Genomic DNA, 14006 nt, shown 5'->3' with positions numbered 1-14006 from the left:
GCCTGAACCCGTCCTGAATCCGCTCGAAGCAAGCAACCCGCCCTGAGGAGAGAAGCGATGACCCGATCCCTTGTCGAGGACGTGTGGCCGCTTTCGCCACTGCAGGAAGGGCTGCTCTTCCACGCCGCCTTCGACAGCGAGGGTCCCGACGTCTACCAAGGGCAGCGGCTGCTCGAACTGACCGGCCCCCTGGACGCGGACCGGCTGCGGGCGTCATGGCAGGCGCTCATCGCCCGGCACGCCGCCCTGCGGGCGAGCTTCCGCCGGCGCAAGACGGGCGAGGCAGTGCAAGTGATCGCCCGTGACGCGGAGTTGCCGTGGCGTGCGGCCGACCTCTCCGGGCTCGCGGAAGCGGACGCGCTGGCCGAGGCGGACCTGCTCGCGGGCCGCGAACGTGCCGAGCGCTTCGACCTGACGACGGCGCCGCTGCTTCGGCTCCTGCTGATCCGGATCGGCGCGGAGCGGCACCGCCTGGTGGTCACGAGCCACCACGTCCTGATGGACGGCTGGTCCATGCCGGTGCTGCTCGACGAACTCTCGGCGGCCTACAAGGCGGGCGGCGACACCTCGGGGCTCCCACCGGTGACGTCCTACCGCGAGTACCTGGCCTGGATCGGCCGCCAGGACAAGGAGGCGGCGCGGGCAGCCTGGCAGGCGGAACTGGCGGGGGCGGACGAGCCGACACTGGTCGCGCCCGCGGATCCGGGCCGGACGCCGCTGCCCCCGGAGAGCCTGATCGACGAACTCCCCGCGCAACTGACCGAGGGCCTGGTGCGGTTCGCCCGTGGCCATGGTCTGACGGTCAACACCGTCGTGCAGGGCGCGTGGGCGCTCGTTCTCGCGCGGCTCGCAGGGCGCACGGACGTGGTGTTCGGCGCCACCGTGGCGGGACGGCCGATGGAACTGCCGGGCGTGGAGTCGATGGTCGGCCTGTTCATCAACACACTGCCGGTACGCGTCCGGCTCGACGCCGAACAGCCGGCGGCCCGGATGCTGGCCGAACTACAGGAACGGCAATCGTCCCTGATGGCACATCAGCACCTGGGGCTGCCCGAGGTGCAGGGGCTCGCCGATTCCGGAGGCGCGGTCTTCGACACCCTCGTGGTGTACGAGAACTATCCGAACCCGCCCGCCGAGCCCCCGTCGCCGGACACCTTCACCGTGCGTCTCGCCGCAGGCCAGGAGACCGCGCACTATCCGTTCACGCTGGTGGTGGCGCCCGACGGCGCACGGATGCTCTGCAAGCTCGACTACCGTCCTGACCTGTTCGACCGCGAGACCGCGGAGTCGGTGTTCGCGTGGCTGGTGCGGGTGCTCGAACAGCTGGTGACGGACCCGTCGGTCCTCGTGGGCCGGATCGGGGTGCTCGCGGCGCCCGAGCACGGCCTGGTCGTGGAGGGATGGGGTGGCACGGCCGGTGAGGCCACGGCCGGCCCGGTCCCTGAGCTGATCGCCGGGCGCGTGGAAGCGGCGCCGGGCACGCGAGCCGTTGAGGGCGAACGGACGCTCTCGTACGGGGAGTTGTGGGCGGAGTCCGGCAGCTGGGCCCGGTACCTGGCGGACACGGGGGTGCGGCGCGGCGACCGCGTCGCGGTCGTGATGGAGCGGTCTGCTGATCTGCTGCCGCTGCTGCTCGGAGTGTGGCGGGCGGGCGCCGCCTATGTGCCGGTCGACGCGGGTTCGCCTCTGGAGCGCGTGGGCTTCGTCCTTGAGGACTCGGCCCCGGTCGTCGTCCTGTGCACGGAGAAGACCCGGGCCGTCGTGCCGGACGGTGCCGAGCTGCTCGTGGTCGACGACCCACGTGTGCGGGGGGCCGTGCAAGCCGAAGCTACAGCAGCCGCAGCCGACGATTCGCCTGTGCTCGTAGGCGCGGACGACGGGGCGTACGTGATGTACACCTCGGGTTCCACGGGCGTGCCGAAGGGCGTGGCCGTGTCGCACGGCAGCGTCGCGGCGCTGGTGGGGGAGCGCGGCTGGTCCGTCGGTCCGGATGACACGGTCCTGATGCACGCCCCGCACGCCTTCGACGTATCGCTCTTCGAGGTGTGGGTCCCGCTGGCCGCAGGTGGCCGCGTGGTCGTCGCCGGGCCGGGCGCGGTCGATGCCGAGCAGGTGCGGGAGCACGTGTCCCGCGGGGTCACATCGGTGCATCTGACCGCCGGTTCGTTCCGCGTCCTGGCAGCGGAGACGCCCGAGTGCTTCACCGGTCTGCGCGAGGTCCTGACAGGCGGGGACGTGGTCCCTGTCGGGGCGGTGGAGCGGGTGCGCGAGGCCTGCCCCGATGTGGTCGTACGGCATCTGTACGGGCCGACCGAGGTGACCCTGTGCGCGACCTGGCGGCTCTGGGGGCCGCATGACGCCGTGGGCTCGGTACTGCCCATCGGCCGCCCCTTGGGCAACCGGCGGGTGTTCGTCCTCGACGCGTTCCTCCAGCCGGTGCCGTCGGGCGTGACCGGCGAGCTGTACGTGGCGGGCGAGGGCCTCGCGCGGGGGTACTGGCGCCGCGCCGAGCTGACGGCGGAACGCTTCGTGGCCTGCCCGTTCGTCCCGGGCGGGCGGATGTACCGCACCGGGGACCTGGTGCGCTGGTCCGACACCGGTGAACTCCTCTTCGTCGGCCGTGCGGACGCGCAGGTCAAGGTGCGCGGCTTCCGGGTGGAGCTCGGCGAGGTGGAGGCGGCACTCGCCGCGCATCCGGAGGTGGCGCAGGCGGTGGTGGTCGCCCGTGAGGACGGTCCGGGCGAACGCCGTCTGGTCGGGTACGTCGTTCCCGAGGGCCCGGAGGGTGTGGACCCCGCCCTCGTCCGCGCGCACGTGGCCAGGACGCTGCCCGACTACATGGTCCCGGCCGCCGTGCTTCCCCTGAGCGCGCTCCCCGTCACCCGCAACGGCAAGGTCGATCACAAGGCCCTGCCCGCCCCCGACTTCGCGGCACGGGCCACAGGGCGCGCGCCGCGTACGGAGACCGAGGCGGCCCTCTGCGGTCTGTTCGCCGAGGTGCTCGGCCTGGAGCGGGTCGGCGTCGAGGACAGCTTCTTCGAGCTCGGCGGCGACTCGATCATGTCGATGCAACTGGTCGCGCGAGCCCGCCGCGCCCGCCTGGTGGTGACGCCCCGGCAGGTCTTCGACGAGAAGACTCCGGAGCGGCTGGCGATGGTGGCGGAGGCGGCCGAGGGTCCGCGTGGCGCGGGGACGCATCAGGACGCGGGTGTGGGAGATGTGCCCTGGACGCCGGTCATGCGGGAGCTTGGCGAGCGGGGCCTGCGCGGCAGGTTCGCGCAGTGGATGATCGTCGGCGCTCCTGCTGGTGTCGGCCGGGATGTGCTGGTGGGTGGTGTGCGTGCCGTCCTCGATGCGCACGCCATGCTGCGGGCGCGGGTTACGGCAGATGAGGGTGGGCCCAAGCTGACCGTGGGGCAGAGGGGCTCGGTTTCTGCCGAGGGCCTTGTCGTGCGTGTCGGTGCGGAGGAAACGCCGGGGGACTCGCTGGATGAGGTCGCGGTACGGGCGGCGCGCGAGGCGGTGGAGAGGCTCGACCCGGCAGCGGGTGTGATGGTGCAGGCCGTGTGGGTGGATGCGGGGCCGGGGCGTACCGGGCGACTGGTCCTCGTGGTGCATCACTTGGTGGTGGACGGCGTTTCGTGGCGGATTCTGCTGCCGGATCTACGAGCCGCGTGCGAGGCGGTCGCCGAAGGCCGGGAGCCGCAACTCGGCCCGGAAGGTACTCCGTTCAAACGCTGGGCCGATCAGCTGGCGGAGGACGCGAGCGGCGAGGCCAGGGCGGCGGAGCTCACTGAGTGGACCGACCTGCTCGGCAGTGTGAAGGAACAACCGCTGGGCGCAGGGGAGTTGGTGCCGGAGCGCGACACTGCCGGGACCATGCGCCGCCGGTCGTGGACAGTGGCGGCGGAGCGCGCAGCCACTTTGGTGGGCCGGACGCCGATGGTCTTCCACTGCGGTGTGCACGAGGTGCTCCTGTCGGCCCTGGCGGGGGCCGTGGTCCATTGGCGGCGGGAGGCAGCTCCCGGAGTGCTGGTGGACGTGGAGGGGCACGGACGCCGGTCGGCCGGAGACCTGGATCTGTCGCGCACGGTGGGTTGGTTCACGAGCGTGCATCCGGTCAGGCTGGATGTGGGCAACGTCGATGTGAGTCAGGTGGTGGCCGGTGGTCCGGCGGCCGGGGCGTTGCTGAAGTCGGTCAAGGAGCAGGTGCGGGCTGTTCCGGGTGACGGGCTCGGCTTCGGACTGCTGCGTCACCTCAACCCCGCGACCGCACAGGTCCTGGCGGCCTTGCCGCGCCCGCAGATCGGCTTCAACTACCTGGGCCGCTTCACCCACGACGCCTCAGGCACGGACACAGTGGCTCCCTGGCAACTGGCCGGAAGCGATGCGATCGGCGGCTCGATCGACCCCGGCACACCGGCCCAGCACACCCTGGAAGCGAGCGCCGTCGTACAGGACACCCCTGAAGGGCCGGAGCTGACCGTCACGTTGAGCTGGCCGAGCGGGCTCCTCGACGATGCGGATGCGGCAGAGCTCGGGCTTGCGTGGGAGCGGGTCCTGGGCGGTCTGGCCGCCCACACCGACGATCCGGCCGCAGGCGGACACACCCCGTCCGACTTCCCCCTCCTCGACCTCACGCAGCGGAACGTGACGGAACTGGAGGCAGCGGCCGCGCAGTTAGTGGACGTATGGCCGTTGTCACCGTTGCAGGAGGGGATGCTGTTCCACGCCACGTTCGACGAGGAGGGGCCGGACGTCTACCAGAGCCAGCGGCTCATGGCGCTGGACGGACCGTTGGACGTGGACAGGCTGCGCGCCTCGTGGGAGGCGCTCCTCGCCCGGCACGCGGCACTGCGGGCGAGCTTCCACCGGCCCGAGTCGGGAGAAGCGGTACAGGTCGTCGCGCGGCGAGTGGAGCTCCCCTGGCGCGAGGCCGATGTGTCGGGGCTGGCGGAGGCCGACGCGCAGGCAGAGGCCGAGCGCCTGGCCGAGCGCGAGATGGCGGAGCGCTTCGACCTGACGCGAGCGCCGCTGCTGCGTCTGCTGCTCATCCGCTTCGGTGAGAACCGGTACCGCCTCGCCGTCACCAGCCACCACATCCTGGTGGACGGCTGGTCCATGCCGGTCATCCTCAACGAGGTGTCCGCGCTGTACGCGGCGGGCGGCGGCGCTGGGGGCGACGTGGCGAGCGGCGGCCCCGCGCGTCTGAAGCCGACCGCCTCCTACCGCGACTATCTGGCCTGGCTGGAACAGCAGGACAAGGAGGCAGCACGTGCGGCCTGGCGGACGGAGCTTGCCGGGATTGACGAACCGACGCTGGTGGCGCCCGCGGATCCGGGCCGCCCGCCGGTGATGCCCGAAGTCAGCACGGCCGAGCTCCCCGAGGAGAAGACCCAGGCCGTTGCCGAACTGGCCCGCGCCCACGGCCTGACGCTGAACACCGTGGTGCAGGGCGCGTGGGCGCTGGTCCTCGCACGCCTCGCCGGGCGCACGGACGTCGTGTTCGGCGGGACCGTGGCCGGGCGGCCCCCGGAGCTGCCCGACGCCGAGTCGATGATCGGCCTCTTCATCAACACCCTGCCCGTACGTGTGCGGCTCGACGCCGACAGGCCCGTCCTGAAGATGCTCGCCGAGCTCCAGGAGCACCAGTCCGCGCTCATCGCCCACCAGCACCTCGGCCTGTCGGAGATCCAGCAACTCGCCGGTTCCGGCGCGGCCTTCGACACCATGCTGATGTTCGAGAACTACCCGCGGAACTCGGCCACCCTGTCCGGCCCGGCCGACGGCGCCGCGGCCGACGAGGTCACGATCACGCAGCTGCACACCCTGGCCGGGACGCACTACCCGCTGGCGGTCGGGGCCGTCCCCGCCGACCGGCTCCGTGTCCTGGTGACCTACAGGCCCGACCTGATCAGCCAGGAGACCTCTCTCCGGACGGCACGTCAGGTCGTACGGGTCCTGGAGCAACTGGTCTCCGACCCCGCGCTGTTGGTGGCACGGGTGGACGCGCTGGACACCGCGGATCGCGCGTCGGTCGTGGAGGCGTGGAACACCACGGGGACGCAGGCCCTTCAGGGCACCGTGCCCGAACTGATCGCCGGGCGCGTGGCGTCGTCGCCGGACGCCGTGGCCGTCGAGGGCGAACAGGCGCTGTCGTACGCGGAGTTGTGGGCGGAGTCGGGACGGTGGGCCGGTTGTCTGGCCGGTCTCGGCGTGGCCCGGGGCGACCGTGTGGCGGTGGTGATGGAGCGGTCGCCCGACTTGCCGTCACTGCTTCTGGGGATCTGGCGGGCGGGCGCCGCCTACGTGCCGGTGGACGTCGGGTGGCCGCTGGAACGGGTCGCCTTCGTCGTGGGCGACGCGGCTCCGGCGGCGGTGGTGTGCACGTCGGAGAGCCGAGGTGCGGTGCCGGACGGAACTGCCGCCCCCGTCGTGGTCCTTGACGACCCTCGGGTGCGGGCGGCGCGGGCCGAGCGCGATGCCGAACGGCCGATCGTGCCGGTGGCGACGCAGGACGTGGCGTACGTGATGTACACGTCGGGCTCGACGGGCGTACCGAAGGGCGTGGCTGTGCCGCACGGCAGTGTTGCGGCCCTGGTGGGCGACCGTGGCTGGTGCGTCGGCTCGGACGACGCGGTTCTGATGCACGCCCCGCACGCCTTCGACGTGTCGCTCTACGAGATGTGGGTCCCCCTGTCCGCCGGTGGCCGTGTGGTGATGGCCGAGCGCGGTGTGGTGGACGCCCAGCGGATGCGTGAGCACGTGAAGCGCGGGGTGACGTCCGTCCATGCCACGGCCGGTCAGTTCCGGGCGCTGACGGAGGAGACACCCGACTGCTTCGCCGGGCTGCGTGAGGTGCTGACCGGCGGTGACGTCGTCCCCGCCGGGTCGGTGGCCCGGCTGCGGGAGGTCTGCCCGGACGTCACCGTCCGCCACATGTACGGGCCGACCGAGGTGACCCTCTGCGCGACCTGGCACGTGCTGAGGCCGGGCGACGCGATGGGCTCGCTGCTGCCGATCGGGCGCCCTATGAGCAGTCGGCGGACCTACGTCCTGGACGCGTTCCTGCGGCCGGTGTCGCCGGGTGTGACCGGCGAACTGTACATAGCTGGCGCCGGGTTGGCGCAGGGCTACTGGAGCCGCCAGGGTCTGACCGCGGAGCGGTTCGTGGCATGCCCGTACGTCCCCGGTGAGCGGATGTACCGCACAGGCGACCTGGTGCGATGGACCGAGGGTGGGGAGCTGCTCTTCGTCGGGCGCGCCGACGCGCAGGTGAAGATCCGTGGCTTCCGCGTCGAGCTGGGCGAGGTGGAGGCGGCCCTTGCCGACCACCCCGCCGTGGCCCAGGCGGTCGTCGTCGCCCGCGAGGACCGGCAGGCGGAGCGCCGCCTGGTCGGCTACGTCGTACCCGAGGGGACGGAGACCATCGACCCCCGACTCGTCCGCGCCCACGCCGCCAGGACGCTGCCCGACTACATGGTCCCCACGGCCGTACTCACCCTGGAAACCCTCCCGGTGACCCGCAACGGCAAGGTCGACCGCGACGCCCTGCCCGCCCCCGACTTCGCGGGGAAGGCCGGCGGGCGCGCGCCGCGCACGGAGGCCGAGGCGGTTCTGTGCGCGCTGACAGCCGAGTTGCTCGGCCTGGAGCGGGTCGGGCCCGACGACAGCTTCTTCGAGCTGGGCGGCGACTCGATCATGTCGATGCAACTGGTCGCGCGTGCCCGCCGCGCGAACCTGCTCCTCAAGGCGCAGGACGTCTTCGAGCACGAGACGCCCGCGCGCCTCGCCGCCGTGGCCCGGCATGTGGTCGCGGAGACGGCCACCGCGGAATCCGGCATCGGCAACGTGCCCTTGACGCCCGTGATGCGGGCGCTCGGCGAGCGCGGCCTGCGCGGCAGGTTCGCGCAGTGGACGATCGTCGGCGCCCCGGCGGGTCTCGGCCGGGATGTGCTGGTGGGCGGTGTGGGGGCCGTACTCGATACGCACGACATGCTGCGGGCCCATGCGGTGGCAGGCGGCGACGGGCCCAAGCTGTCCGTGAGGCCGCGCGGCTCGGTCGATGCCGCGGCGCTTGTCACGCGCGTCGACGCGACCGACACCCTGGCCGACTCAGTGGATGATCTCGCTGACGAGGCGGCCCGCGAGGCCACCGAGCGCCTCGACCCCACGGCGGGTGTGCTGTTCCAGGCCGTCTGGGTGGACGCCGGTCCGGAACGGACCGGTCGACTGGCCCTCGTCGTACACCACTTGGTGGTCGACGGGTTGTCGTGGCGCATCCTCGTACCCGATCTGCGCGCCGCGTGCGAGGCGCTGGCAGCCGGACAGCGGCCGGAGCTCGACGCGGTGGGCACGTCGTTCAAGCAGTGGACGGACGTCCTGGCCGAGCAGGCCACCAGCGAGAGCCGGACCGCCGAGCTCACGGACTGGGCCGCTCTCGTCAGCGCCTCGGCCGAACCCCCGCTCGGCAAGCGGGAACTGGACCCGGCGCTGGACACCGCGGCCACCATGCGCCGTCGCTCCTGGGCCGTGCCGACGCACCTCGCGGCCACGCTGGCGGGCCGGACCCCGTCGCTGTTCCACTGCGGGGTGCACGAGGTGCTCCTGTCGACGCTCGCGGGCGCGGTCACGCACTGGCGGCGCGGCGAGCACGGGCACGTACTCCTCGACGTGGAGGGCCACGGCAGGGAACCCCTCGACGGCGCCGAACTGTCGCGCACGATCGGCTGGTTCACCACCACACACCCTGTCCGCCTGGACGCGACCGGGATCGACCTCGACGAAGCGCGGAACGGCGGCCCGGCGGCCGGAGCACTCCTGAAGGCGGTCAAGGAGCAGGCGAGGGCGGTACCCGGCGACGGGCTCGGCTTCGGACTCCTGCGCCACATCAACCCCGACACCGCACCCACTCTGGCGGCTCTGCCGACCCCGCGGATCGGCTTCAACTACCTGGGTCGATTCACGGCGGACACGAACGCGGGCCCGGTCGCCCCCTGGCAGCTGGCCGGCGGCGAGGCGATCGGCGGCTCGGTCGACCCGGACATGCCCGCCCTGCACACCTTGGAGGCGGGGGCGGCGGTGCAGGACACCCCTGAAGGGCCGGAGCTGACGGTCACGCTGACGTGGCCCACCGGCGTGATGGAGGAGAAGGAGGCAGAACACCTCGCGCGGATCTGGCTCGACCTGCTCGCCGGTCTCGCCGCCCACACCGCCGACCCCGACCCCGCCACGGGCTTCACCGCGGGCGGACACACCCCTTCCGACTTCGCTCTTCTCGACCTCGCGCAGCACGAGGTGGACGAGCTCGAAGCAGCCGTGCCCGAGTTGGTGGACGTATGGCCGCTCTCGCCGTTGCAGGAAGGGCTGCTGTTCCACGCGGGGTTCGACGAGCAGGGGCCGGACCTCTACGAAGGGCTGCGCGTACTCGACCTGGACGGCCCGCTGGACGTGGACCGGCTGCGGGCCTCATGGAAGGCGATCATCGCCCGGCACCCGATTCTGCGGGCGAGTTTCCATCGGCGTGCGTCGGGCCAGGCGGTGCAGGTCATCGCGAGGGAAGTGGAACTCCCTTGGGACGAGGTCGACTTGTCGGCACTTTCGGCCGCTGACGCGCGCGCCGAACTCGACCGCGTCGTCGAGGAGGAGCGCGCCCGCCGACTTGACGTGACCGTGGCTCCGCTGCTGCGCCTGCTGCTGATCCGTCTCGGCGAGAACCGTCATGCCCAGGTGGTCATCAACCACCACATCGTCACCGACGGCTGGTCGTTGCCGGTCCTCATCGCCGAGATGTCCGCGATCTACGCGGCGGGCGGTGACGGGCGCGCCCTGCCCGCCGCGACCTCGTACCGGGAGTATCTGGCATGGCTGGAACGCCAGGACAAGGACGCGGCACGCGAGGCCTGGCGCGCGGAGTTCGCGGGAGCGGACGAACCGACGCTGACGGTGCCGGAGGATCCGTCCGCCGCGCCCGCCGTGCCGGAACGCGTGCCCTTCGAGTTCGGCGAGGAACTCACCCGCAGCGTCGTCGAGTTGGCGCGCGGCCACGGCCTGACGGTGAACACGGTCGTGCAGGGCGCGTGGGCGCTGCTCCTCGCCCGGATCGTCGGACGTACGGACGTGGTGTTCGGCGCGACGGCGGCGGGACGCCCCGCCGAGCTGCCCCGCGTGGAGTCGATGGTCGGCCTGTTCATCAACACGCTTCCCGTACGGGCCGATCTGCCGGCGGAGCAGCCGGTCGCCGCGATGCTGACCGGCCTCCAGGAGCGGCAGGTCGCGCTCATGTCCCACCAGCACATCGGCCTCTCCGAGATCCGCAGGATCGCAGGCCCTGGCGCCGCCTTCGACACGCTCGTCGTGTACGAGAACTATCCGCGCCCGCTCCTCCAGGAGCCCGCGCCCGACACCCTTTCCATTCGCCCCGGCGGCACTCCGGAGGACACGGGCCACTACCCGCTGACGCTGATCGCGGTGCCCGGCGAGCGCCTGCACGGTGAGTTCATCTACCGGCCCGGCGTGTTCCACCGTGCCTGGGCCGAGGAGATGGTGGCGTCACTGGGCTGCGTGCTCGAAGGGATGGCCGCCGATCCTTCGGCGCCCGTGGCACGGGTGGGCGTCCTGGGCGGGGCGCGCCGCGAGCGCGTCGTGGGCGAGTGGAACCGCACGCAGGTCCCGGTGGCCGCGGAGACGCTGCCCGAGCTGTTCCGGCGACAGGTGGAGCGGTCGCGGGACGCCGCCGCCCTGGTGTCGGGCGAGCGGACACTGTCGTACGGAGAGCTGGAGGCGGAGGCAGGACGCTGGGCCCGCCGGCTGATCGAGGCGGGCGTGGGGCCGGAGTGCCGGGTGGCCGTCCTCGCGCCGGGCTCGGCGGCGACGGTGGTGTCCGTCCTCGCGGTGTCCATGGCGGGCGGGGCCTTCGTTCCGGTGGACCCGGGACACCCGCCGGAGCGGGTGGCGTTCGTCCTCGCGGACACCGACCCGGCGGTGGTGCTGTGCACGCGGGAGACAAGGGCCTTGGTGCCGGAGGGATTCGCGGGCCGCCTGATCGTCCTCGACGATCCGGAGGTCACAGCGGCCGTCGCCGCGCAGGCTGCCGGACCCGTCGGCCACGGGGAGCGGACCGGTCCGCTCGGCGCGGACAACGCGGCCTACGTGATCTACACCTCGGGGTCCACCGGCACACCGAAGGGCGTGGTCGTGCCGCATGCGGGGCTCGCCAACCTGGCGCGGGCGCAGATCGAGCGGTTCGCGGTGGGTCCGGACGCGCGGGTGCTCCAGTTCGCCTCGCCGAGCTTCGACGCGTCGGTCTCCGAACTGTGCATGGCGCTCCTCTCGGGAGGCGCGCTCGTGGTGGCGGGCGCGGACGCCCTGCCGCCGCACGTACCGCTGGGGCAAACGGTCCGCGACTGGGGGGCGACACACGTGACGGTGCCTCCGAGCGTGCTCGCCGTGGAGGAGGAACTGCCCTTGGCGTTAAGGACGTTGGTGGTCGCCGGAGAGGCGTGCCCCCCGGCGCTCGTGGACCGGTGGTCCGCCGGCCGGCGCATGGTGAACGCGTACGGACCCACCGAGCTGACCGTGTGCGCGGCCATGAGCGCACCCTTGACCGCGGCCGAGGAGACAGGCCGGGAAGCGGTGCCGATCGGCCGCCCGATGGCCAACGTCAAGGTGTTCGTCCTGGACCGCTTCCTCCAGCCCGTCCCGCCGGGAACGCCGGGCGAGCTGTACGTCGCGGGCGCGGGAGTGGCCCGCGGCTACTGGGCGCGGCCCGGTCTGACCGCCGAGCGGTTCGTGGCATGCCCGTACGAGCCCGGAGAGCGGATGTACCGCACCGGGGACGTGGTGCGCTGGACCGACGACGGCGAACTCGTCTTCATCGGGCGCGCGGACGCGCAGGTGAAGGTGCGGGGCCACCGGATCGAACCGGGCGAGGTCGAAGCGGTCATCGCCGCGCATCCCGGGGTCGCCCAGGCCGTGGTCGTGGCACGCGACGACCGGCGGGCGGGCGAGCATCAGCTGGTGGCGTACGTCGTCGCCGACCCGACGGAGGCAGGGCGCACCGGACAACTCCTCGCCGCCTTGCGCGATACCGCGGCCGCGCGGCTCCCCGCCTCCATGATCCCGTCGGCGTACGTCCCCCTGGAGCGCCTGCCCCTCACCGCGAACGGGAAGGTGGACCGGCGTGCTCTGCCCGCCCCCGACTTCGCGGGGAAGGTCTCGGGACAGGAGCCGCGCACGGAGACCGAGGCGCTGCTGTGCGCGCTGTTCGCCGAGGTGCTCAACCTGGAACGGGTCGGTGTCACGGACAGCTTCTTCGAGCTGGGCGGCGACTCGATCTCCTCGATGCAACTGGCCTCCCGCGCCCGCCGCTCCGGCATCGTGGTGACACCCCGGCAGGTCTTCGAGGAGAAGACCCCCGAGCGCCTCGCGACCGTGGCGGAGACGGCCGACGGCGGCGGGCACACAGCCGTCGAGGACATCGGCGTCGGCGTGGTGCCCTGGACCCCGGTGATGCGGGAGCTGGGTGAGCCCGCACGCGGGCCGAGGTTCGCGCAGTGGGCCGTCATCGGCGCTCCGGCCGGCCTCGCGCACGACGTACTCCTGACCGGGGTGGCCGCGGTCCTCGACACCCACGACATGCTGCGCGCACGCGTGGTCACGGAGAAGCACGACGGCACGGACGGCGACGGCACCGAACCGCATCTCGTCGTCGGCGAACGAGGGACCGTGGACCCGGCGGCCCTGGTGACCCGAGTGGCAGCCGAGGACGCGGCGCCCGAAGCACTGGACGAGATCGCGGAACGCGCGGCGAAGGAGGCCGTCGGCCGTCTCGATCCATCAGGCGGCGTGATGTTCCAGGCCGTGTGGGTGGACGCGGGCCCGGCGCGGGTCGGCCGACTGGCCTTGATGGTCCACCACCTGGCCGTGGACGGAATGTCCTGGCGGATCCTGGTGCCCGACCTGGCCCAGGCCTGCGAGGCCGCGGCGGCGGGACAGGAGCCCGTGCTCGACCCGGTGGGGACCTCCTTCAGGCGCTGGGCGAACCTCCTGTCCGCACAGGCGAAAGAACCGGACCGCGTGGCGGAACTCGCCGCGTGGACGGCTCTCCTGGACGGCACGGAACCGCTGATCGGCCGACGTGCGCTCGACCCGGCGGTCGACACGGCCGAGAGCACACGCCGCGCGTCCTGGCAGGTCCCACGGGAGCAAGCGGCCACCCTCGCGGGCCGGACCCCCGCGCTGTTCCACTGCGGGGTCCACGAGGTCCTCCTGGCCACCCTCGCGGGAGCTGTCACGCACTGGCGCGGCGAGGCCGGGCCCGTACTGCTCGACGTGGAGGGCCACGGCCGTGAGCCGGTCGAAGGCACCGAACTCTCCCGCACCATGGGCTGGTTCACCAGCACACATCCGCTCCGTCTCGCCGTCGCGGACGTGGACCTCACCGAAGCGGCGGACGGCGGTCCGGCCGTCGGCGCACTCCTGAAGGCGGTCAAGGAACAGGCGCGGGCGGTGCCGGGCGACGGCCTCGGATACGGCTTGCTGCGCCACCTGAACCCCGGGACGGGACCGGTGCTCGCCGCCTTGCCCGGCCCGCAGATCGGCTTCAACTACCTGGGCCGGTTCACCGCCGGTGACCCTTCCGACAGCCGCACGGTCGCGGCCTGGCAGATGGCCGGGGACACGGCGATCGGCGGCTCGGCCGACCCGGACATGCCGTCCACGCACGCCCTGGAAGCGGGCGCGGCCATCGTGGACACTGCTGACGGGCCCGAGCTGACCCTCTCGCTCAGCTGGGCGGGCCGCGCCGTCGACAGCGCGGCGGCCGAACGCATCGGACGGCTCTGGCTGGACCTGCTCGGCGGCCTCGCCGCCCACACCACCGATCCCACGGCCGGTGGACACACACCTTCCGACTTCCCCCTCCTCGGCCTCGCGCAGAGCCAGATCGAGGAGCTCGAAGCCGGATTCGACCCGCGCTGAAGCCCTGTGGATCCGAAAGCTCCAAG

1 protein-coding gene is annotated in these 14006 nt (G+C 72.6%); it reads left to right on the top strand.

The features are described from left to right. Positions 1-57: 57 nt before the first annotated feature. Positions 58-13980, top strand: coding sequence for a non-ribosomal peptide synthetase (locus E5671_RS07340; protein ID WP_160503030.1), 13923 nt, complete (start codon positions 58-60; stop codon positions 13978-13980). The last annotated feature ends 26 nt before the right edge of the window (positions 13981-14006 follow it).

The sequence above is a fragment of the Streptomyces sp. BA2 genome, from assembly GCF_009769735.1.
In the GTDB taxonomy this organism is placed as follows: domain Bacteria; phylum Actinomycetota; class Actinomycetes; order Streptomycetales; family Streptomycetaceae; genus Streptomyces.
The sequence above is the reverse complement of the archived record's forward strand: the minus strand, read 5'-3'. Positions and strand labels throughout refer to the sequence as shown.

Excerpts from the sequence above, each read along its gene's own strand:
- E5671_RS07340 (WP_160503030.1), top strand. The coding sequence starts at position 58 with ATGACCCGATCCCTTGTCGAGGACGTGTGGCCGCTTTCGCCACTGCAG.